Origin of the sequence: Pseudomonas sp. NFX98, assembly GCF_047784845.1 — a bacterium.
Lineage (GTDB): Bacteria > Pseudomonadota > Gammaproteobacteria > Pseudomonadales > Pseudomonadaceae > Aquipseudomonas.
Genome location: NZ_JBLNNF010000006.1, coordinates 244,596 through 264,592 on the forward strand (window position 1 = coordinate 244,596; position 19,997 = coordinate 264,592).

24 protein-coding genes are annotated in these 19,997 nt (G+C 60.8%); 17 read left to right on the forward strand and 7 right to left on the reverse strand.

What is annotated here, in order from left to right; genetic code table 11:
* Window positions 1-11: 11 nt before the first annotated feature.
* The 4 genes from ACM110_RS10260 to pilG all read right to left on the reverse strand — a co-directional run bounded on the left by ACM110_RS10260 (window position 12) and on the right by pilG (window position 3,581).
* Entirely contained in the window at window positions 12-2,072 is a 2,061-nt protein-coding gene (locus ACM110_RS10260) for a methyl-accepting chemotaxis protein (protein ID WP_416127682.1), read from the reverse strand.
* Between the two features lie 131 nt (window positions 2,073-2,203).
* The gene (locus ACM110_RS10265) at window positions 2,204-2,743 is read right to left on the reverse strand and encodes a chemotaxis protein CheW (protein ID WP_416127683.1); all 540 of its coding nucleotides are present in this window, start codon (window positions 2,741-2,743) and stop codon (window positions 2,204-2,206) included.
* 10 nt (window positions 2,744-2,753) lie between these two features.
* Entirely contained in the window at window positions 2,754-3,119 is a 366-nt protein-coding gene (gene pilH / locus ACM110_RS10270; protein WP_338583670.1) for a twitching motility response regulator PilH, read from the reverse strand.
* A 57-nt stretch (window positions 3,120-3,176) separates the two neighbouring features.
* On the reverse strand, window positions 3,177-3,581 hold the full coding sequence (gene pilG, locus ACM110_RS10275) for a twitching motility response regulator PilG (RefSeq protein WP_056854372.1): 405 nt from the start codon (window positions 3,579-3,581) through the stop codon (window positions 3,177-3,179).
* Between the two features lie 225 nt (window positions 3,582-3,806).
* Here pilG and gshB point away from each other — a divergent pair, with 225 nt between their 5' ends.
* From gshB to ACM110_RS10310, 7 genes are all read left to right on the forward strand, one after another.
* Complete coding sequence (gene gshB / locus ACM110_RS10280) at window positions 3,807-4,778, forward strand: glutathione synthase (protein WP_416127684.1); 972 nt, start codon at window positions 3,807-3,809, stop codon at window positions 4,776-4,778.
* A gap of 147 nt (window positions 4,779-4,925) precedes the next feature.
* The gene (locus ACM110_RS10285; RefSeq protein ID WP_338583672.1) at window positions 4,926-5,825 is read left to right on the forward strand and encodes an energy transducer TonB; all 900 of its coding nucleotides are present in this window, start codon (window positions 4,926-4,928) and stop codon (window positions 5,823-5,825) included.
* Between the two features lie 123 nt (window positions 5,826-5,948).
* On the forward strand, window positions 5,949-6,521 hold the full coding sequence (locus tag ACM110_RS10290) for a YqgE/AlgH family protein (RefSeq protein WP_416127685.1): 573 nt from the start codon (window positions 5,949-5,951) through the stop codon (window positions 6,519-6,521).
* On the forward strand, window positions 6,521-6,958 hold the full coding sequence (ruvX, locus tag ACM110_RS10295; protein ID WP_416127686.1) for a Holliday junction resolvase RuvX: 438 nt from the start codon (window positions 6,521-6,523) through the stop codon (window positions 6,956-6,958). The genes ACM110_RS10290 and ruvX overlap by 1 nt, the downstream gene beginning before the upstream one ends.
* 80 nt (window positions 6,959-7,038) lie before the next feature.
* Window positions 7,039-7,542: a bifunctional pyr operon transcriptional regulator/uracil phosphoribosyltransferase PyrR gene (pyrR, locus tag ACM110_RS10300; protein WP_416127687.1), complete on the forward strand. Its 504-nt coding sequence runs from the start codon at window positions 7,039-7,041 to the stop codon at window positions 7,540-7,542.
* 27 nt (window positions 7,543-7,569) lie between these two features.
* Window positions 7,570-8,574, forward strand: coding sequence for an aspartate carbamoyltransferase catalytic subunit (locus ACM110_RS10305; protein ID WP_338583676.1), 1,005 nt, complete (start codon window positions 7,570-7,572; stop codon window positions 8,572-8,574).
* Window positions 8,571-9,842: a dihydroorotase gene (locus ACM110_RS10310; RefSeq protein WP_416127688.1), complete on the forward strand. Its 1,272-nt coding sequence runs from the start codon at window positions 8,571-8,573 to the stop codon at window positions 9,840-9,842. The genes ACM110_RS10305 and ACM110_RS10310 overlap by 4 nt, the downstream gene beginning before the upstream one ends.
* A 92-nt stretch (window positions 9,843-9,934) precedes the next feature.
* Here ACM110_RS10310 and ACM110_RS10315 read toward each other — a convergent pair whose 3' ends face one another.
* Window positions 9,935-10,354: an NINE protein gene (locus ACM110_RS10315; protein WP_416127689.1), complete on the reverse strand. Its 420-nt coding sequence runs from the start codon at window positions 10,352-10,354 to the stop codon at window positions 9,935-9,937.
* A gap of 249 nt (window positions 10,355-10,603) precedes the next feature.
* Between ACM110_RS10315 and ACM110_RS10320 the strand changes: the two genes are divergently transcribed.
* Entirely contained in the window at window positions 10,604-11,221 is a 618-nt protein-coding gene (locus ACM110_RS10320; RefSeq protein ID WP_416127690.1) for a C40 family peptidase, read from the forward strand.
* Between the two features lie 105 nt (window positions 11,222-11,326).
* Here the strand turns inward: ACM110_RS10320 and ACM110_RS10325 are convergent, their stop codons facing one another.
* A complete protein-coding gene (locus ACM110_RS10325) occupies window positions 11,327-12,361 on the reverse strand; it encodes a type IV pilus twitching motility protein PilT (protein ID WP_416127691.1) in 1,035 nt (344 codons plus the stop codon).
* A gap of 56 nt (window positions 12,362-12,417) precedes the next feature.
* On the opposite strand from ACM110_RS10325, the gene ACM110_RS10330 reads away from it, so the two are divergent.
* The 9 genes from ACM110_RS10330 to ACM110_RS10370 all read left to right on the forward strand — a co-directional run bounded on the left by ACM110_RS10330 (window position 12,418) and on the right by ACM110_RS10370 (window position 19,138).
* Window positions 12,418-13,116 carry a YggS family pyridoxal phosphate-dependent enzyme gene (locus tag ACM110_RS10330; RefSeq protein ID WP_416127692.1) on the forward strand — a complete coding sequence of 233 codons (699 nt, stop codon included), beginning with the start codon at window positions 12,418-12,420 and terminating at the stop codon, window positions 13,114-13,116.
* Window positions 13,117-13,151: 35 nt separating this feature from the next.
* A complete protein-coding gene (proC, locus tag ACM110_RS10335) occupies window positions 13,152-13,970 on the forward strand; it encodes a pyrroline-5-carboxylate reductase (RefSeq protein ID WP_416127693.1) in 819 nt (272 codons plus the stop codon).
* 24 nt (window positions 13,971-13,994) lie between these two features.
* Window positions 13,995-14,582, forward strand: a complete 588-nt coding sequence (locus ACM110_RS10340) for a YggT family protein (RefSeq protein WP_416127694.1) — start codon at window positions 13,995-13,997, stop codon at window positions 14,580-14,582.
* Window positions 14,583-14,781: 199 nt separating this feature from the next.
* Window positions 14,782-15,921, forward strand: a complete 1,140-nt coding sequence (gene metX, locus ACM110_RS10345; protein WP_416127695.1) for a homoserine O-succinyltransferase MetX — start codon at window positions 14,782-14,784, stop codon at window positions 15,919-15,921.
* 7 nt (window positions 15,922-15,928) lie between these two features.
* Window positions 15,929-16,549, forward strand: coding sequence for a methionine biosynthesis protein MetW (gene metW, locus ACM110_RS10350; RefSeq protein ID WP_338583685.1), 621 nt, complete (start codon window positions 15,929-15,931; stop codon window positions 16,547-16,549).
* 26 nt (window positions 16,550-16,575) lie between these two features.
* Window positions 16,576-17,010 carry a DUF4426 domain-containing protein gene (locus ACM110_RS10355; RefSeq protein WP_416127696.1) on the forward strand — a complete coding sequence of 145 codons (435 nt, stop codon included), beginning with the start codon at window positions 16,576-16,578 and terminating at the stop codon, window positions 17,008-17,010.
* Window positions 17,007-17,603, forward strand: coding sequence for an RdgB/HAM1 family non-canonical purine NTP pyrophosphatase (gene rdgB, locus ACM110_RS10360; protein ID WP_416127697.1), 597 nt, complete (start codon window positions 17,007-17,009; stop codon window positions 17,601-17,603). Before ACM110_RS10355 ends, rdgB begins: the two co-directional genes overlap by 4 nt.
* Window positions 17,600-18,805, forward strand: a complete 1,206-nt coding sequence (gene hemW, locus ACM110_RS10365) for a radical SAM family heme chaperone HemW (RefSeq protein WP_416127698.1) — start codon at window positions 17,600-17,602, stop codon at window positions 18,803-18,805. Before rdgB ends, hemW begins: the two co-directional genes overlap by 4 nt.
* A 9-nt stretch (window positions 18,806-18,814) precedes the next feature.
* Window positions 18,815-19,138 carry a DUF3392 domain-containing protein gene (locus ACM110_RS10370; protein ID WP_175387412.1) on the forward strand — a complete coding sequence of 108 codons (324 nt, stop codon included), beginning with the start codon at window positions 18,815-18,817 and terminating at the stop codon, window positions 19,136-19,138.
* A gap of 133 nt (window positions 19,139-19,271) precedes the next feature.
* Here ACM110_RS10370 and trmB read toward each other — a convergent pair whose 3' ends face one another.
* A complete protein-coding gene (trmB, locus tag ACM110_RS10375; protein WP_416127699.1) occupies window positions 19,272-19,997 on the reverse strand; it encodes a tRNA (guanosine(46)-N7)-methyltransferase TrmB in 726 nt (241 codons plus the stop codon).

Consider the following 19,997-nt stretch of genomic DNA (forward strand, 5'->3'; position numbering starts at 1 on the left):
CCGTGGGCGGTTCAAGCTTTGTCCGTCACTTGCGCCTTGCTGGCCGGCAAGGTGAAACCGGACACCGAGCGGCGCAGCTGACTGGCCATTTTCGCCAGGTTGCCGATGCTCTCGGCGGTGGCGGTAGAACCGGACGAGGTCTGCGTGGTGATCTGCTGGATCACGTTCATCGTCAGGGAAATCTGACCGGCAGACGACGTCTGTTGCTGTGCAGCGTTGGAAATGCTCTGGATCAGCGCCGCGAGGGTTTTGGACACCCCTTCGATTTCTTCCAGGGCCACGCCGGCATCCTGCGCCAGACGGGCGCCGCGCACCACTTCGGTGGTGGTCTGTTCCATGGAGATGACCGCTTCGTTGGTGTCGGTCTGGATCGCCCGCACCAGCGTTTCAATCTGTCGCGTGGCCGCTGAAGAGCGCTCGGCCAAGCGTTGAACTTCGTCGGCTACCACCGCGAATCCGCGCCCGGCATCACCGGCCATCGATGCCTGGATCGCTGCGTTGAGCGCGAGGATGTTGGTCTGATCGGCAATGTCATCGATCAGGCTGACGATGTCGCCGATTTCCTGGGAAGACTCGCCGAGGCGCTTGATGCGTTTGGCGGTGTCCTGGATCTGCTCGCGAATGTTGTCCATGCCGTGGATGGTGTTGTGCACCACCTCGTTGCCCTTGTTGGCGATTTCCACCGAGCGCTCGGCCACCGCCGAGGATTCGGCGGCGTTGGCCGACACCTGATCGATGGACTCGGCCATGTCGTTGATCGCGGTGGAGGCTTCGGAAATCTGCTGCGCCTGATGCTCCGAGGCCTGCGCCAGGTGCATGGCGGTGGCCTGGGTTTCCTGCACGGCAGCGGCGACCTGCCCGGCGGTCAGGTTGATCGTGGCCACGAGGTCGCGCAGCTGGTCCACGGAATAGTTGATCGAGTCGGCGATGGTGCCGGTGAAGTCTTCAGTCACCGAGGCGGTCACGGTCAGGTCACCGTCGGCCAGGTCCTCGATTTCATCGAGCAGGCGCATGATCGCGTTCTGGTTGCGCTCGTTCTTCTCGGCGGTTTCGCGCAACTGGCGATTGGTTTCGCGGACCATCACCAGTCCGATGAGGATGATCGACATCAGCGCCGCCAGACCCAGTACATAACCACCGATGGTGTCGGTATTACGCCCGCCGGCAAGGTTTTCGAAACCACCGGCAAGGTGCGAGGCTTCGTCGAGCAGGGTTTGCGACAGAGTGAAGATATTGGTCGCCGACTCACGCACCTTGAACAGTTCCGGCGAGGTTTCGAGGATTTCATCCACCGAGCCGGAAACGAATTCGAACAGCTCGGAAATTTCACTCAACCGCGCCCGCGCATCCTGATCCTCGACCTGACTGATTTTCAGCGCCGCATTGCCCTGGAGCATGCCGTTGAGCACCTGACCGAATCGCGCCGCATCGCGACCGAACGCGTCGGCGGCCTGTTGCGAACTTTCGTCGCCGGACAACACCGTATTCACCGCGCCCAGAATGCGTTCGGCCAGCAGCGATTGACGCTGGGCCACCGCGACCTGAGCGGCCGGGGCGCCGCGTTGCAAGAGGATTTCCACGACCTTCTCGTACTCGACCTGCAACTGCGGCACGGTTTCGGCCAGGGTCGCGGCGACCTGATGCAGCGACAACACCGTCTGCTCACTGGAAAGAATGGCGTCGGTATTTTTCAGCAGGCGTTCCCAATCCATCTGTACGGCGCGCATTTCCGGGCGCACGGTGGCCGGTGCCGGTGGCAGGCCGGTGGAAGGGTCACCTTTTTTCAGATAGCTCCAGCGCTGGGCAAAGTCGTTGCGCGCATCGCTGAGCAACTTGAACGCCGCGGCCTTGCCGGCGGCGGCTTCGGTGGCATTCTTGGCAATGCGCTGCGACAGCACGCGCAGCTCGCCGGCGTGACCGATGTACTGTTTGTCGTACGTGGCCTGGGTGTTGAGGTACGCGAAGTTGGCGAACAACAGCATGATGAAAATGATCAGCGCGATGAACAGCGCGATGATCTGCGAACGACTGCGCGACCCTTCCATTGGCTTGCCTGTTTTTGCTTTTATCATCGGTCTTCGCCTGTCCTGCCCAATTCCCCCCGCTCTTGTAGGAGCAAGGCTTGCCCGCGATGAACGATAACGCGGTGTACCTGATGAACTTCTGCGCCTGCATCGCGAGCAAGCTCGGCTCCTACAAGAGCCTATACCGCGATGTTCATGAACCCCTGCGACCGCGCCAGCGCGAACGGGCTGAACACCCGCCAGGTCTGTTCGCGCTGAAAGCAGCCTTCGACGAACGCCGCCATCGGCACCTGCACGTCATTTATCGGCACGGCTTCCAGACTGTCCTGGGCAAAGTGTTGAAGGCCGAACACTTCATCGACCATCAGCCCGGCGAACACCTCTTGATGCTCCACCACCAGCACTCGCCGTTGTCGACGCGCCACCGACAGTTCGTGCCCGAAGAACGCCCCCAGATCCATGATCGGCAGCAAGCGCCCACGCAGGTTGGCCACGCCCTTGACCCAGGATTTGACGCCCGGCACCTGGGTAAAACGCGGTTCGTGCAGCACTTCGCTGACTTCGCTCATGGGCGCGACGTACCAGTGTTCGCCCAAGCGGAAGCCGATACCGCTCCAGCTGTCCTGTCGGGTCGGCTGCGACGGCAAGTCCGCCGCCAGCAGGCGACAGCGCTGGTCGATCTGCAGCAGCAGCTCAAAAGCCGTCAGCGACTCGGTCATGGCCGGATGATCAACCGGCCAGCACGTTGTTCAGGGTTTTCAGCAGGGTTTCTTCATCGACCGGTTTGGTCAGGTAATCCTTGGCGCCCTGGCGCGTGCCCCAGACCTTGTCGGTTTCCTGATCCTTGGTGGTGATGATGATCACCGGGATGTGCCCGGTTTCCGGGTCTTTGGTCAGCTGGCGGGTCGCCTGGAAGCCGTTGAGGCCGGGCATGACGATGTCCATCAGCACCGCATCGGGTTTTTCCAGGCGGGCCAGGGCCACGCCGTCGGCGCCGTTTTCGGCTTTCAAGACTTCATGACCGTGCTTTTCCAGCATGCCGGTCAGTTTGTACATTTCAGTCGGCGAATCATCGACGATCAGAATACGTGCCATGGTCTTCCCCATTCTTGTCGACGCAAGGCCCGCTGGCCGAGCGTCACTGTGCGTGTCTTACTGCGGCAAAACGGCGGCGAAGCCCGGAACATGGGCCTGGATCGCGTTCAGCAGTTCTTCCTTGCTGAAAGGCTTGGTCAAAAACTGGTCGGAGCCGACGATGCGCCCCTTGGCCTTGTCGAACAGCCCGTCCTTGGACGACAGCATAATCACCGGCGTGGACTTGAATGCACTGTTGTTCTTGATTAAAGCGCAGGTCTGATAGCCATCCAGACGCGGCATCATGATGTCGACAAAGATGATGCCGGGGTGATTGTCGGCAATCTTGGCCAGGGCATCGAAACCGTCGATGGCCGTGATGACCTCACAACCCACGTTCTTGAGCAGCGTTTCGGCGGTGCGGCGAATCGTCTTCGAATCGTCGATCACCATGACCTTCAAGGCGCTGGGGTGCTGTTCCATAAATGCTCTACCGTCGCCTTTGTGAATCAATTTGTCCGTTTGGCGGCTCGAAACCCTTGATACTCAAGGGCCACCACAACATGGCAGTCTTTTTAGCACAGTCTCAATAACCAATCTATCGGCCGACCGGCGCGGTGGTTTTTCCTTGACCGGGAACACACTCAGCGCCACTCTGACGCCACTTTTTTCGTACCGATCCGGTAGCCAATTTTCGAGGAAAACCCAATGAGCGTTCGCGTCGGGATTGTCATGGACCCAATCGCCAGCATTTCCTATAAAAAGGATAGCTCGCTGGCCATGCTGCTGGCCGCGCAGAAGCGTGGCTGGGAACTGTTCTATATGGAACAGCGCGACCTGTACCAGGCCGAAGGCCAGGCGCGGGCGCGGATGCGTCCACTGAAAGTGTTCGCCAACCCGGAAAAGTGGTTCGAACTCGAAGCCGAGCAAGATGCGCTGCTGAGCGATCTGGACGTGATCCTGATGCGCAAGGATCCGCCGTTCGACATGGAGTTCGTCTACTCCACTTATTTGCTGGAACAGGCCGAAAGCGCCGGCGTGCTGGTGGTCAACAAACCGCAGAGCCTGCGCGACTGCAACGAAAAACTGTTCGCCACACTGTTCCCGCAGTGCACGCCGCCGACCATCGTCAGCCGTCGTCCGGATGTACTGCGCGAATTCGCTGATCATCACGGCGACGTGATCCTCAAGCCGCTGGACGGCATGGGCGGCTCGTCGATCTTCCGCCACACCGCCGGGCATCCGAACCTGTCAGTGATTCTCGAAACCCTGACCTTGCATGGTCAGCAACAGATCATGATCCAGGGCTACCTGCCGGCCATCGTCGATGGCGACAAACGCATCCTGATGATCGACGGCGAACCTGTGGATTATTGCCTGGCGCGCATTCCAGCCGCCGGTGAAACCCGTGGCAACCTCGCCGCCGGTGGCCGTGGCGAAGCGCGTCCGCTGACCGAAAAGGATCGCTGGATCGCCGCACAAGTCGGCCCGACCCTGCGCGAGAAAGGCCTGCTGTTCGTCGGCCTCGACGTGATCGGCGAGCACCTCACGGAAATCAACGTCACCAGCCCGACCTGCATCCGCGAGATCGACAACGCGTTCGGCACTGATATCGGCGGCATGCTGATGGATGCCATCGAGAAGCAGCTGCAAGCCGCAAGCTCCAAGCCACAAGCTTGATGCGCGCACGCCCTGCTTCTTCCTTGCAGCTCGAGATTTGAAGCTGCTCCTCTACAGCTTGTCGCTTGAAGCTTGGAGCTTGAAGCTAAAAACCAACATTGCGTTATCATGCCGAGCCCATAAAAACGCGATGTTGGTTTTTCTGTCATGACCCTCCCGTCCGATCTGCCCGCCGAACTCGCCCACCGTGGCGTGCGCCCGGCCGATCGCCTCGGTTTTACCCTGTTTCTGGCGGCGCTGATTCACCTGGCCTTGCTGCTGGGCGTCGGGTTCGCGGTGGTCGAGCCCAAGCAGATCAGCCGGACCCTGGAAATCACCCTCGCCACGTTCAAGAGCGAAAAGAAGCCGGAAAAGGCCGATTTCCTCGCCCAGGAAAACCAGCAAGGCAGCGGCACCCTGGACAAAAAGGCGATCCCCAAGACCACCGAGATCGCGCCGTTCCAGGACAACAAGGTGCAAAAAGTCACGCCACCGCCAGCGGCCAAGCCTGAACAACAGGAAGCCCCGCCCAAGGCCGCCGTGACCACCGTCGCCCCGAAACCGAAGAAAGCCGCCACCAAAACCGAAGAACCCAAGCCTGTCACCAAGCCTGCGGTAGCCGCGCCGACATTCGACACTGAACAACTGTCCAGCGACATCGCCAGCCTGGAAGCCGAACTGGCCAACGAACAACAGCTGTACGCCAAGCGCCCGCGCATCCACCGCCTGAGCGCCGCCTCGACCATGCGCGACAAGGGCGCCTGGTACAAAGACGAATGGCGCAAGAAGGTCGAGCGCATCGGCAACCTCAACTACCCCGACGAAGCGCGGCGCAAACAGATTTATGGCAACTTGCGCCTGATGGTGTCGATCAACCGCGACGGCTCGCTGTACGAAGTGCTGGTACTGGAGTCTTCCGGGCAACCGCTGCTGGATCAGGCGGCGCAGCGCATCGTGCGGCTGGCAGCACCGTTTGCGCCGTTTACCGGGGATTTGTCGGATATTGACCGGTTGGAAATTATCCGGACGTGGAAGTTTGCGCGGGGCGATCGGTTGTCCAGCAATTAAAAGATCGCAGCCTTCGGCAGCTCCTACAGATGTACTCATTCCCCTGTAGGAGCTGCCGAAGGCTGCGATCTTTTGCCTTGTTCAAGCTTGTCAGTTCGCCCCTCGAACGCCACACTAGCGGTCATGAAAAACGTCAGCCCCAGCTACCTCAAGCATCAATTCCTGATCGCCATGCCACACATGGCCGACCCGAACTTTGCGCACACCTTGACCTACATCGTCGAGCACACGGCCAATGGCGCCATGGGGCTGGTGGTCAACCGCCCGCAAGAGCTGAACCTGGCCGATATCCTTGAGCAATTGCGCCCGGATATCGAGCCGCCAGCGCTCTGCCAGCATGTGCCGATCTTCATCGGCGGCCCGGTGCAGACCGATCGCGGCTTCGTCCTTCACCCCAAAGGGCAGAGCTTTCAGGCAACCGTTGATCTGGAAGACGAGTTGTCCCTGTCGACCTCCCAGGACGTGCTGTTCTCCATCGCCGACGGCTTCGGCCCGCCCAAGAGCCTGATCGCCCTCGGCTACGCCGGCTGGGAAGCTGGGCAACTGGAAGCCGAACTGGCGCAGAACGCCTGGCTGACTTGCCCGTTCGACGCCGACATCCTGTTCAACACCAGCAGCGAGCTGCGCCTGGAAGCGGCGGCCAAGCACCTGGGCGTCAACCTCAGCCTGCTCACCAGCCAGGCGGGGCACGCCTGATGGCCCTGCGGTTGATTCTGGGTTTTGACTACGGCACCAAACAGATCGGCGTTGCGGTCGGCCAGGTGATTACCGGCCAGGCCCGCGAGCTGTGCACGTTGAAAGCACAGAATGGCATTCCCGACTGGGATCAGGTTGAAGCCCTGATCAAAGAATGGAAGCCCGATGCCGTTGTGGTCGGGCTGCCATTGAACATGGACGGTACGCCAAGCGACATGTGCCTGCGCGCCGAAAAATTTGCCCGCCGCCTCAATGGCCGCTTCAACCTGCCCTTCTACACCCACGATGAACGCCTGACGACCTTTGAAGCCAAAGGCGAGCGACGTGATCGCGGCGGACAAAAGGGCAGCTACCGAGACAACCCGGTCGACGCCATCGCCGCCGCCCTGCTGCTGCAAGGCTGGCTCGACGAAAACGGCCCACTGTTCGAATCCTGAAGAGCCGCTACGCGCCTCTATATAGCTACAACCCGAGCCACCCGCTACACGACCCGGCTCGGGCCCAAGAAGGAGCAACCATGAGCCTGCCCAATCCCGCCGAACTGATCAGCCAGATGGCCACTCGCCTGAAGGCCCACCTGGAACACCGCGGCATCAGCGACCCGCGCTTCATCGGCATTCGTACCGGCGGCGTCTGGGTCGCCCAGGCCTTGCTCGAGGAACTGGGCAGCGACGAGCCGCTCGGCACCCTGGACGTGTCCTTCTACCGCGATGACTTCAGCCAGAACGGCCTGCACCCGCAAGTGCGTCCGTCTGCGCTGCCGTTCGAAATCGAAGGCCAGCACCTGGTGCTGATCGATGACGTGCTGATGAGCGGCCGCACCATCCGCGCCGCCATGAACGAACTGTTCGACTACGGCCGCCCGGCCAGCGTGACGCTGGTATGCCTGCTGGACCTGGACGCCGGCGAGCTGCCGATCCGCCCGAACGTGGTCGGCGCAACCCTGTCGCTCGCCGCTCACGAGCGCGTGAAGCTGTCCGGCCCGGAGCTTGCGCTTGAACTGCAAGACCTCGCCCTTTAATCCGCCCTATTGAGAGTCCCCCTCGCGATGACGCCTCTAGATACCAAGCGCCCGCTGCAGCTCAATGATCAGGGCCAGCTGCGCCACTTCCTCTCGCTCGACGGTTTGCGCCGCGAGTTGCTGACGGAAATCCTCGACACTGCCGACTCCTTCCTCGAAGTCGGCGCCCGGGCGGTGAAGAAAGTCCCGTTGCTGCGCGGCAAGACCGTGTGCAACGTGTTTTTCGAGAACTCCACCCGCACCCGCACCACCTTCGAACTGGCGGCCCAGCGTTTGTCGGCGGACGTGATCACCCTGAACGTGTCGACTTCGTCGGCGAGCAAGGGCGAAACCCTGCTCGACACGCTGCGCAATCTGGAAGCCATGGCCGCCGACATGTTCGTCGTGCGCCATGGTGATTCCGGCGCCGCGCATTTCATCGCTGAACATGTCTGCCCGCAAGTGGCGATCATCAACGGTGGCGACGGCCGTCACGCGCACCCGACCCAGGGCATGCTCGACATGCTCACCATCCGCCGGCACAAGGGCGGCTTCGAAAATCTCTCGGTGGCCATCGTCGGCGACATCCTGCACTCGCGGGTAGCGCGCTCGAACATGCTGGCCCTGAAAACCCTCGGTTGCCCGGACATCCGCGTGATTGCGCCGAAAACCCTGCTGCCAATCGGCATCGAGCAATACGGCGTGAAGGTCTACACCGACATGACCGAAGGCCTAAAAGACGTCGACGTGGTGATCATGCTGCGCCTGCAACGAGAGCGCATGACCGGTGGCCTGCTGCCGAGCGAAGGCGAGTTCTATCGCCTGTTCGGCCTGACCACTGCGCGCCTGGCCGGCGCCAAACCCGACTGCATCGTCATGCACCCGGGGCCGATCAACCGCGGCGTGGAGATTGAGTCGGCGGTGGCCGACGGTCCGCACTCGGTGATCCTCAACCAGGTGACCTACGGCATCGCAATTCGTATGGCCGTGCTGTCCATGGCCATGAGCGGGCAAACAGCCCAGCGCCAATTCGAGCAGGAGAACGTTCAGTGAAGCTCAGCATTCTCGGCGCCCGCGTCATCGATCCGGCCAGCGGCCTGGATCAAGTCACCGATATTCACATCGAAGCCTGCAAGATCGTCGCCCTGGGCGCCGCACCGGCCGGTTTTTCCGCTGTCGACACCATCGACGCCAAAGGCCTGGTAGCCGCGCCTGGCTTGGTCGACCTCAACGTCGCCCTGCGAGAGCCGGGCTACAGCCGCAAAGGCTCGATCGTCAGCGAAACCCGTGCCGCAGCGGCCGGCGGTGTCACCAGCCTGTGCTGCCCGCCGAAGACCAAACCGGTGCTGGACACTTCGGCAGTGGCTGAACTGATCCTCGACCGCGCCCGCGAGGCCGGCAACACCAAAGTCTTTCCGATCGGCGCCCTGAGCAAGGGTCTGGACGGCGAACAGCTGGCCGAACTGGTTGCCTTGCGCGACGCCGGTTGCGTGGCTTTCGGCAACGGCCTGGAGAGCTTCCGCAATACCCGCACCCTGTGCCGGGCGCTGGACTACGCGGCAACCTTCGACCTGACGGTGATTTTCAACTCTCAGGATCACGACCTTGCCGAAGGTGGCCTGGCCCACGAAGGCCCGACCGCGAGCTTCCTCGGCTTGCCGGGCATTCCGGAAACCGCTGAGACCGTGGCTCTGGCCCGGGATCTGCTGTTGGTCGAGCAAACCGGCGTGCGTGCGCACTTCAGCCAGCTCACCAGCGCTCGCGGTGTAGCCCTGATCGCCCAGGCTCAGGCCCGTGGCTTGAAGGTCACCGCCGATGTCGCGTTGTATCAACTGATCCTGACCGACGAAGCGCTGATCGACTTCAGCAGCCTGTATCACGTACAGCCGCCGCTGCGCACCCGCGCCGACCGCGACGGCCTGCGTGAGGCAGTGAAATCCGGCGTGATCTCGGCCATTTCCAGCCATCACCAACCACACGAGCGGGACGCCAAACTGGCGCCGTTCGGCGCCACGGAGCCGGGCATCAGCAGCGTAGAGCTGTTGCTGCCGCTGGCGATGACACTGGTGGAAGACGGTTTGCTGGACTTGCCGACCCTGCTGGCGCGCCTGAGCGCTGGCCCGGCCGAGGCCTTGCGCCTGCCGGCGGGCAAACTGGCGGTGGGTGGTGCGGCGGACATCGTGCTGTTCGACCCTGCGGCTTCGACCGTGGCCGGTGAGACCTGGCTGTCCAAGGGCGAGAACTGCCCGTTCATTGGGCACAGCTTGCCGGGTGTTGTGCGTTACACACTGGTGGATGGCCGGATCAGCCACCAGGCATAAAAATCAAAAAGATCGCAGTCTGCGGCAGCTCCTACAGGGAAACACATATCCCGATGTAGGAGCTGCCGCAGGCTGCGATCTTTTGATCTTGCTTAACGGCGCTGGGCGTTACGTACGGAAACCTGGTCATTCAGCGTCCAGAAGTCATACAAAACCCCCAGAAAGAACAACCCGCCCGTCACCAGGTACAGCAACCCGCTGATCCACTTCCCCTGATACATCCGGTGCACGCCGAGCACGCCGAGAAACGTCAGCAGAATCCACGCCACGTTGTACTCGATGGGACCTGCGGTAAACCGCAAATCCGCTTCACGGTCCATGGCCGGGATCAGGAACAGGTCGATCAACCAGCCAATCCCCAATAATCCGAAGGTGAAGAACCAGATTGTCCCGGTCACCGGCTTGCCGTAATAGAAGCGGTGAGCACCGGTAAACCCGAAAATCCACAGCAGGTAACCGATCACTTTACTGTGCGTATCTTGATGCGGAACGGGCGATTGATAGGTGTTCATGGATGACCTCGATTCACACGATAGATAAATATTCTTTAAATCTTTGTGACTTTTTTACGAGCAGCCGACGTATGGCAAATGCTACCGTCACGTCCTTCAAAGCCTTGTAGCACTTGAGTTCTGTCCGACAATTGCGTCCTTTTTCCGCTTGTTTGGTTCCGTTAGAACCAAGTGGAATCGACAAACGGCCTCGGAATGCGAAAAAAAGCTGTTATAAAGTTTCGCGCTAACCCATACGAGCCTTGCCTAATGCGTCCATTTTTCAAGACATGGCTAACCATTTGCCTATTATTGCCACTGGCCGCCCACGCCACCAATCGTGAGCAACGTCTTCCGAACGTTAATGGTTACACCCCAAAATCCCATGCTTCTGCTCCTTCGAGCAAAAGCAAGAAATCGCTCAAACAAGCGCCACAGCTCTCCAGCAAAAGCAGCCTGGTGCCACCTATGGCAACCAAGGAAAGCAGCAATGTGCTGAGCCGCGCGGTGAACGTCCTCGGTACGCCGTACCGTTGGGGCGGCAGCAGCCCGAGCAAAGGCTTCGATTGCAGCGGCCTGGTGAAATACGCGTTCAACGACGCCACGTTCGACCTGCCACGTACGTCCAACGCCATGGCCAGCGGTCACGGCGAGAAAGTCGATCGCAACGATTTGAAACCGGGCGACCTGATTTTCTTCAATATCAAGAGCCGTCGAGTCAACCACGTTGCCATCTACCTGGGCAACGACCGCTTCATCCACGCGCCTCGCCGTGGCAAGTCGGTGACCATCGACACCTTGAAGAAACCGTACTGGGAACAGCATTACGTGGTTGCCAAGCGGGTTCTGCCGAAAGAACAGAATGCGTTGCGGGTTGTTCAGCGCTGATCTGACACAAGATCAAAAGATCGCAGCCTTCGGCAGCTCCTACACAGGGATTCGCATTTCTCTGTAGGAGCTGCCGAAGGCTGCGATCTTTTGCTTTTACAGATCTCAAAAATTATCCGGTGAACGCGCCTTCTCCCGCGCCTGCTCCCGACTGACCAACCCTCTGGTCACCAAGTCCCTCAAGCCCATATCCAGCGTCTGCATCCCCAGCGACCCGCCCGACTGGATCGATGAGTACATCTGCGCCACCTTGTCTTCTCGAATCAGATTCCGGATTGCCGATGTCCCCAGCATGATCTCGTGCGCTGCAACACGCCCGCCGCCGATTTTCTTCACCAGCGTCTGCGACACCACCGCCAACAACGACTCGGACAGCATTGAACGCACCATGGACTTCTCGTCCCCCGGAAACACGTCGACGATCCGGTCAATGGTTTTCGCCGCCGACGTGGTGTGTAGCGTGCCGAACACCAAATGACCGGTTTCCGCGGCGGTCAGCGCCAGGCGAATGGTCTCCAGGTCACGCATCTCGCCCACCAGAATCACATCCGGGTCTTCACGCAACGCCGAGCGCAGCGCCGTGGCGAAGCTGCGGGTGTCACGGTGGACTTCACGCTGATTGATCAGGCATTTGCGCGATTCGTGGACGAACTCGATGGGATCTTCGATGGTGAGAATGTGGTGATGGCGATGGTTGTTCAGGTAATCGATCATTGCCGCCAGCGTGGTGGACTTGCCGGAACCGGTCGGGCCGGTCACCAGCACCAGGCCACGGGGCGCATCGGTCATCTTGCGGAACACGTCGCCCATGCCCAGTTCTTCCATGCTCAGGACTCTGGACGGGATGGTGCGGAACACCGCGCCAGCGCCACGGCTCTGGTTGAAGGCGTTGACCCGAAAGCGCGCCACGCCGGGCACGTCGAAGGAAAAGTCGGTTTCCAGATGCTTTTCGAAATCCACCCGCTGGGTGTCGTTCATGATGTCGTAGATCAGCGCCTGCACTTGCTTGTGGTCCAGAGCCGGCAGATTGATGCGTCGTATATCGCCATCCACCCGAATCATCGGCGGCAGACCGGCCGACAGGTGCAGGTCGGATGCGCCCTGTTTGGCGCTGAAGGCCAGCAGTTCAGTGATATCCATAGCGTCTCTCAATTCCAGTAGAATGCCGCGAACCTTCAGACCGCTGGCGCCTCTTGATGTCCACCATAGCAGACAACATTCAACTGGTTAGTTCGCGCATACATGCCGCAACACTCGCTGCCAACCGCGCCGAAAATAGCGTCCAGCTGCTGGCCGTGAGCAAGACCAAACCCGCACAAGCCCTGCGCGAAGCCTATGCCGCCGGCCTGCGCGACTTTGGCGAGAACTACCTGCAAGAAGCCCTGGGCAAGCAGTTCGAATTGGCCGACCTGCCCTTGATCTGGCACTTCATCGGCCCCATTCAATCGAACAAGACTCGCGCCATCGCCGAGCACTTCGACTGGGTGCATTCCGTGGATCGCCTGAAAATTGCACAACGATTGTCCGAGCAACGCCCTGCCGATCTGCCGCCTCTGAACATCTGTATCCAGGTCAACGTCAGCGGTGAAGCCAGTAAATCCGGCTGCACTCCGGCGGACCTGCCGGCCTTGGCCAATGCCATCAGCGCCCTGCCGCGCCTGAAGTTGCGCGGATTGATGGCCATCCCCGAGCCGACTGAAGATCGCGCCGCCCAGGATGCCGCTTTCGCTGCTGTGCAAAGCCTGCAAGCCAGCCTGAACCTGCCGCTCGACACACTTTCCATGGGCATGAGCCACGACCTCGAGTCGGCCATTGCCCAGGGCGCCACGTGGGTCCGTATCGGTACGGCCCTGTTTGGTGCTCGCGGCTCTTCACAAATGCACAGCCAGCCATGAGCGATGGCTGACACACTTCTGAATAAGGACCTGACATGAGCAAGACACGTATTGCCTTTATCGGTGCCGGCAACATGGCCGCCAGCCTGATCGGCGGCCTGCGGGCCAAAGGTCTGGAAGCGGCGCAGATCCGCGCCAGCGACCCGGGCGAAGAAACCCGTGCCCGCGTGAGCGCCGAGCATGGCATCGAGGTGTTCGCCGACAACGCCCAGGCCATTGAAGGCGCCGATGTGGTGGTACTGGCGGTCAAGCCACAGGCGATGAAAGCCGTGTGCGAAGCCATTCGCCCGAACCTGAAGCCCGGGCAACTGGTGGTGTCGATTGCCGCTGGCATCACCTGCGCCAGCATGAACAACTGGCTCGGCGCCCAGCCGATCGTGCGCTGCATGCCTAACACCCCGGCGCTATTGCGTCAGGGCGTAAGCGGTTTGTTCGCCACCGCAGAAGTGACCGCCGAACAGCGTCAGCAAGCTCAAGAACTGCTGTCTGCCGTTGGCATCGCGTTGTGGCTCAGCGAAGAACAGCAGCTGGACGCGGTCACCGCCGTTTCCGGTTCGGGCCCGGCGTACTTCTTCCTGTTGATCGAAGCCATGACCGCCGCCGGCGTGAAGCTCGGCCTGCCGGCAGACATCGCCGCGCAGCTAACCTTGCAAACCGCCCTGGGCGCCGCGCACATGGCTGTGAGCAGTGATGTCGACGCCGCCGAACTGCGTCGTCGCGTCACTTCGCCCGCGGGCACTACGGAAGCGGCCATCAAGTCGTTCCAGGCCAACGGCTTCGAAGCCCTGGTCGAAAAAGCATTGGGCGCCGCCGCGCACCGCTCCGCCGAGATGGCTGAGCAACTCGGTCGCTAATCAGCTCTTAATAAGGAATCAATAATGCTCGGACTCAATGACGCTGCCATTTTTGTAATTCAAACCCTGGGCAGCCTGTACCTGCTGATCGTGCTGTTGCGCTTCATCCTGCAATTGGTGCGGGCCAACTTCTACAACCCGCTCTGCCAGTTCATCGTGAAGGCCACTCAACCGCTGCTCAAGCCACTGCGCCGGGTCATTCCGAGCATGTTCGGCCTGGACATGTCTTCGCTGGTGCTGGCGTTGCTGGTGCAAATGGCGCTGTTCGCGGTGATCCTGCTGCTCAGCGGCTACGGGGTCGACGCGCTGCTCCTGGTGCCTTGGGCGCTGATCGGCATCTTTGCGTTGTTTCTGAAGATCCTGTTCTGGGCGATGATCATCAGCGTGATCCTGTCCTGGGTCGCGCCGGGAAGCCACAACCCGGGTGCGGAACTGGTCCAGCAAATCACTGAGCCGGTGCTCGCGCCGTTCCGCCGGATCATTCCGAACCTGGGCGGTCTCGATATCTCGCCGATCTTCGCGTTCATTGCCCTGCAATTGCTGCAAAGCTGGCTGATCCCGCGCCTGGCGTACTACGCGCTGATGCCGAAGGAATTGTTCGGGCTGATCTGATGCGTTCGGCGGAATGACCGCATCATCGTTCATCGCGGGCAAGCCTTGCTCCTACAGGATCTACGCGACCTCTGTAGGAGCAAGGCTTGCCCGCGATGGGCGCACCTCGGTCTACCGGGAAAAATCAGGCCCGGCCTTTGCTTGCCGCTAACCCCAGCGGTCTTTAGACTTACGCCTCATTTCAATGAGAGCAGGGTCGATGCCAGCTGCCTTCCCCCCCGATTCTGTTGGTCTGGTGACGCCGCAAGTGGCGCACTTCAGCGAACCCCTGGCGTTGGCCTGCGGTCGTTCGCTCCCGGCCTATGACCTGACTTACGAAACCTACGGCACGCTGAACGCCGCGGCGAGCAACGCCGTGCTGATCTGCCACGCTTTGTCCGGTCACCACCACGCCGCCGGTTATCACAGCCCCGACGACCGCAAACCCGGTTGGTGGGACAGCTGCATCGGCCCCGGCAAGCCCATCGACACCAGCAAATTCTTCGTCGTCAGCCTGAACAACCTCGGCGGCTGCAACGGCTCTACCGGTCCGAGCAGCATCAACCCGGAGACCGGCAAGCCGTTCGGCGCCGATTTCCCGGTGCTGACCGTGGAGGACTGGGTGCACAGCCAGGCACGTCTGGCCGATCGCCTCGGCATCGCTCAGTTTGCAGCGGTGATCGGCGGCAGCCTCGGCGGTATGCAGGCGATGCAATGGAGCATCACTTACCCTGACCGCATCCGCCACTGCCTGGCCATCGCCTCGGCGCCCAAGCTGTCAGCACAGAACATCGCGTTCAACGAAGTGGCGCGTCAGGCGATCCTCACCGACCCCGAATTCCACGGCGGTTCGTTCCAGGAACAAGGCGTGATCCCCAAGCGCGGGCTGATGCTGGCGCGGATGGTCGGGCACATCACGTACCTGTCCGACGACTCCATGGGCGAGAAATTCGGCCGTGGCCTGAAGAGCGAGAAGCTCAACTACGACTTCCACAGCGTCGAGTTCCAGGTCGAAAGCTACCTGCGTTATCAGGGTGAAGAGTTCTCGGGGCGTTTCGACGCCAACACTTATCTGCTGATGACCAAAGCCCTGGACTACTTCGACCCGGCGGCCAATTTTGACGATGACCTGGCGAAAACTTTCGCCGGCGCCACTGCCAAATTTTGCGTGATGTCGTTCACCACCGACTGGCGCTTCTCCCCGGCCCGTTCGCGGGAACTGGTGGATGCGCTGATGGCTGCGCGCAAGGACGTCTGCTACCTGGAGATCGACGCGCCGCAAGGCCACGACGCCTTCCTGATTCCGATCCCGCGCTACTTGCAGGCGTTCGGCAATTACATGAACCGCATTACGTTGTGAGAAAGCCATGAGAGCTGATCTGGAAATCATCCAGGAATGGATCCCCGCCGGCAGCCGCGTGCTCGACCTCGGCTGCGGCGACGGCGAGCTGCTGACCTGGCTGCGCGACAACAAGCAGGTCACCGGTTACGGCCTGGAAAACGACGCGGACAACATCGCCGAGTGCGTGGCCAAGGGCATCAACGTCATCGAACAAGACTTGGACAAAGGCTTGGGCAACTTTGCCAGCAACAGTTTCGATGTCGTGGTCATGACCCAGGCGCTGCAAGCGGTGCACTACCCGGACCGGATCCTCGAGGAAATGCTGCGGGTCGGCCGCCAGTGCATCATCACGTTCCCGAATTTCGGTCACTGGCGCTGCCGCTGGTACCTGGCGAGCAAGGGCCGCATGCCGGTTTCCGAATTCCTTCCTTACACTTGGTACAACACGCCGAACATCCACTTCTGTACATTCGCGGACTTTGAAGCGTTGTGTCGCGAACGTGAAGCCAAGGTCATTGATCGGCTGGCCGTGGATCAACAACATCGGCACGGGTGGGCCAGCAAGCTTTGGCCTAATCTGTTAGGTGAGATCGGCATTTACCGCGTCAGCAGCCCGGGACTTGCAGACCACAAGGTCGCGGTCTGAATCACCCAATTTCGAGGAGAACGATCATGGGTCGTCTAGCGCTGTTTCTACTCACCGCCTGCCTGAGCGTCACGGCCATGGCCGCCGATGCGATCAAAGGTGATCGCCAGGAAAAATTTGGCGACGTGACGGTGCACTACAACACCTTCAACTCCACGTTCCTGACACCGGACATCGCCAAAGCCGCGCAGCTCAACCGCAGCAAAAACCAGGGCGTGATCAACATTTCGGTGCTCAAGGATGGCAAACCGCTGACGGCGCAGGTCACGGGCACGGTGAAAGACCTGACCAGCCAAAGCGTACCGCTGGAATTCAAACAGATTACCGAGCAGGGCGCGATCTACTACATTGCCCAATACCCGGTCCCGCAGCAGGAAACCCGCACCTTCGACATCAAGGTGCAGACCGGTGACAAAATCAACACCATCAACTTCAACCAAGAGCTCTTCCCCGGCGAATGATCAACTTCACGCAACTCGTATTGGCCAGCCACAACGCCGGCAAACTGAAAGAACTCCAGGCCATGCTCGGCGATTCGGTGCAACTGCGCTCGATCGGCGAGTTCAGCAGCATCGAGCCTGAAGAAACCGGTCTGTCGTTCGTTGAGAACGCCATCCTCAAGGCCCGCAATGCCGCGCGCATCTCCGGCCTGCCGGCGCTGGCCGACGACTCCGGGCTGGCGGTGGATTTCCTTGGCGGCGCACCGGGCATCTACTCCGCGCGCTACGCCGACGGCAAGGGCGATGCGGCGAACAACGCCAAGCTGCTCGATGTGTTGAAGGACGTGCCGGAAGCCGAGCGCGGCGCGCAGTTCGTTTGCGTACTTGCACTGGTGCGTCATGCCGACGATCCGCTGCCGATCCTCTGCGAAGGCTTGTGGCACGGGCGCATTTTGACCCAGGCCAGCGGCGAACACGGTTTTGGCTATGACCCGCTGTTCTGGGTGCCGGAGCGCGATTGCTCCAGCGCCGAGCTCAGCCCGAGCGACAAAAACCAGATCAGCCACCGCGCCCGTGCAATGGATCTGCTGCGCCAGCGTCTGGGCTTGAAATGACCCGTGAATCATCCGCGTCGCCGCTGATCTTCGGCGGCGACGCACAATCGCCTCGTGCGGCCCTGCCTGTGCTGCCGCCCTTGGCGCTGTACATCCACATCCCGTGGTGTGTACGCAAATGCCCTTATTGCGACTTCAACTCCCACACCGCCAGCCCCGAGCTGCCGGAAGAAGAGTATGTCGACGCATTGCTGGCCGATCTCGATCAGGACCTGCACGCCGTTTACGGGCGAGAACTGAGCTCGATTTTCTTTGGTGGCGGCACGCCAAGCCTGTTCAGCGCTGCAGCGTTGGGTCGCTTGCTCAAAGGCGTCGAACAGCGCATTGCGTTTGCCAGCGACATCGAAATCACCCTGGAAGCCAATCCAGGGACGTTCGAGCAGGACAAGTTCGTCGCGTACCGGAAATTGGGGATCAATCGCCTGTCGATCGGTATCCAGAGCTTTCAGCAGGAAAAACTCGAGGCCCTGGGCCGCATCCACAACGGCGACGAAGCGGTGCGAGCCGCCGGCATGGCGCGTCAGGCCGGGTTCGATAACTTCAACCTGGACTTGATGCATGGCTTGCCGAATCAGTCTCTGGACGATGCCCTGGCGGACCTGCGCACCGCCATCGCCCTTAAGCCCACGCACCTGTCGTGGTATCAGCTGACCCTGGAGCCGAACACCGTGTTCTGGAACCAGCCGCCGACGCTGCCGGAAGACGACACGCTGTGGGACATTCAGGAAGCCGGCCAGGCGCTGCTCGCCGAACACGGTTACGCACAATACGAAGTCTCGGCCTATGCCCTGCCCGGTCGCCCGGCGCGCCACAACCTCAATTACTGGAGTTTTGGCGACTTCATCGGCATCGGCGCCGGTGCCCATGGCAAGCTCAGCCACCCGGACGGGCGCATTGTCCGCACCTGGAAAACCCGCTTGCCGAAGGATTACCTGAATCCGGCGAAACGCTTTCAGGCTGGCGAGAAAGCGCTGGGCAATGATGAAATGCCGTTCGAGTTCCTGATGAACGCACTTCGCCTGACTGAAGGCGTTGAATCGCGGCTGTACCCGGAACGCACCGGCATGTCCCTGGAAAGCCTTGCCGAAGGCCGCCGTGAAGCCGAACAAAGCGGCCTGTTGCAGGTCGAACCGTCACGTCTGGTAGCCACCGAGCGCGGACAACTCTTCCTCAATGACTTGCTGCAGAAATTTCTGACATAAGGAAATCGAATGGATTTGGTACTCGACCTGCTTGCCACCGTGTCTCGCTGGAGCCGCAGCAACCTCTCGGAAATCGCCCTGGCCTTGGTAGGCTGTCTGCTGGTGCTGTTCGGTGCGGATTTCAAAGGCTGGGTCGAGCAACGCCTGGGCAGCATCGCCGGCGCCTTGCGCGTCCCGCTGATGGCCCTGCTGTGCATGATAGGCAGCGGCGCTGCGCTGATCTACGCCACGCCGTGGATCGTTCGGGGTTTGAGCCAGTTCAACAACTACAGCCTGGCGCCGGTGTTGCTGGTGGTGTTGGTGTTGATTGGCGTAGTCGCTGACCGCCGCTGATCTTCGGCCCACCCAAAACAACTGTAGGAGCCGAGCTTGCTCGCGATGGCGGTTTAACAGTCAGCATAGATGTTGAATGTTATGGCCTCATCGCGAGCAAGCTCGGCTCCTACAGTTTTTATAGCGTTACGGCTTAGGACTGCTTCTCGAACTTCAAATCCCAAACCCCATGCCCAAGACGTTCGCCGCGGCGTTCGAACTTGGTGATCGGGCGTTCGGTCGGGCGCGGTACGCACTTGCCGTCTTCGGCCAAGTTGCGATAACCCGGCGCGACGTTCATTACTTCCAGCATGTACTCAGCATACGGTTCCCAGTCGGTAGCCATGTGCAGGATGCCGCCGACCTTCAACTTGCTGCGTACCAGTTCAGCGAACGACGCCTGAACGATACGACGCTTGTGGTGACGGCTCTTGTGCCACGGGTCCGGGAAGAACAGCATCAGGCGATCAAGGCTGTTGTCAGCCACGCATCGGTTGAGCACTTCGATCGCATCGCAATCGTAGACTCGCAGGTTGGTCAGGCCTTGGGTCAGCACGCCATTGAGCAGCGCGCCGACACCCGGACGGTGCACTTCCACGCCGATGAAGTCCTGCTCCGGCGAAGCGGCGGCCATTTCCAGCAGCGAATGGCCCATGCCGAAACCGATTTCCAGCGAGCGCGGTGCCGAGCGACCGAACACCTGGTCGAAATCCACCTGCGCGTCAGCCAACGGCAGCACAAACAGCGGCGTGCCCTGATCCAGGCCTTTTTGCTGGCCTTCGGTCATGCGCCCGGCGCGCATCACGAAACTCTTGATGCGGCGGTGTTGGCGCTCGTCGCCTTCTTCCGTCTGGATAGGCGTGTCGTTCGATTCAGTCAT

Coding starts and splice junctions, on each gene's coding strand:
- rdgB (WP_416127697.1), top strand. CDS start 17,007: ATGATCAACTTCACGCAACTCGTATTGGCCAGCCACAACGCCGGCAAA.
- ACM110_RS10320 (WP_416127690.1), top strand. CDS start 10,604: ATGCGTCCATTTTTCAAGACATGGCTAACCATTTGCCTATTATTGCCA.
- ACM110_RS10325 (WP_416127691.1), bottom strand. CDS start 12,361: ATGGATATCACTGAACTGCTGGCCTTCAGCGCCAAACAGGGCGCATCC.
- metX (WP_416127695.1), top strand. CDS start 14,782: ATGCCAGCTGCCTTCCCCCCCGATTCTGTTGGTCTGGTGACGCCGCAA.
- ACM110_RS10260 (WP_416127682.1), bottom strand. CDS start 2,072: ATGATAAAAGCAAAAACAGGCAAGCCAATGGAAGGGTCGCGCAGTCGT.
- ACM110_RS10355 (WP_416127696.1), top strand. CDS start 16,576: ATGGGTCGTCTAGCGCTGTTTCTACTCACCGCCTGCCTGAGCGTCACG.
- ACM110_RS10290 (WP_416127685.1), top strand. CDS start 5,949: ATGAAAAACGTCAGCCCCAGCTACCTCAAGCATCAATTCCTGATCGCC.
- metW (WP_338583685.1), top strand. CDS start 15,929: ATGAGAGCTGATCTGGAAATCATCCAGGAATGGATCCCCGCCGGCAGC.
- pyrR (WP_416127687.1), top strand. CDS start 7,039: ATGAGCCTGCCCAATCCCGCCGAACTGATCAGCCAGATGGCCACTCGC.
- pilG (WP_056854372.1), bottom strand. CDS start 3,581: ATGGAACAGCACCCCAGCGCCTTGAAGGTCATGGTGATCGACGATTCG.
- gshB (WP_416127684.1), top strand. CDS start 3,807: ATGAGCGTTCGCGTCGGGATTGTCATGGACCCAATCGCCAGCATTTCC.
- ACM110_RS10305 (WP_338583676.1), top strand. CDS start 7,570: ATGACGCCTCTAGATACCAAGCGCCCGCTGCAGCTCAATGATCAGGGC.
- ACM110_RS10370 (WP_175387412.1), top strand. CDS start 18,815: ATGGATTTGGTACTCGACCTGCTTGCCACCGTGTCTCGCTGGAGCCGC.
- ACM110_RS10340 (WP_416127694.1), top strand. CDS start 13,995: ATGCTCGGACTCAATGACGCTGCCATTTTTGTAATTCAAACCCTGGGC.
- ACM110_RS10285 (WP_338583672.1), top strand. CDS start 4,926: ATGACCCTCCCGTCCGATCTGCCCGCCGAACTCGCCCACCGTGGCGTG.
- pilH (WP_338583670.1), bottom strand. CDS start 3,119: ATGGCACGTATTCTGATCGTCGATGATTCGCCGACTGAAATGTACAAA.
- proC (WP_416127693.1), top strand. CDS start 13,152: ATGAGCAAGACACGTATTGCCTTTATCGGTGCCGGCAACATGGCCGCC.
- ACM110_RS10315 (WP_416127689.1), bottom strand. CDS start 10,354: ATGAACACCTATCAATCGCCCGTTCCGCATCAAGATACGCACAGTAAA.
- ACM110_RS10330 (WP_416127692.1), top strand. CDS start 12,418: ATGTCCACCATAGCAGACAACATTCAACTGGTTAGTTCGCGCATACAT.
- hemW (WP_416127698.1), top strand. CDS start 17,600: ATGACCCGTGAATCATCCGCGTCGCCGCTGATCTTCGGCGGCGACGCA.
- ACM110_RS10265 (WP_416127683.1), bottom strand. CDS start 2,743: ATGACCGAGTCGCTGACGGCTTTTGAGCTGCTGCTGCAGATCGACCAG.
- trmB (WP_416127699.1), bottom strand. CDS start 19,997: ATGACTGAATCGAACGACACGCCTATCCAGACGGAAGAAGGCGACGAG.
- ruvX (WP_416127686.1), top strand. CDS start 6,521: ATGGCCCTGCGGTTGATTCTGGGTTTTGACTACGGCACCAAACAGATC.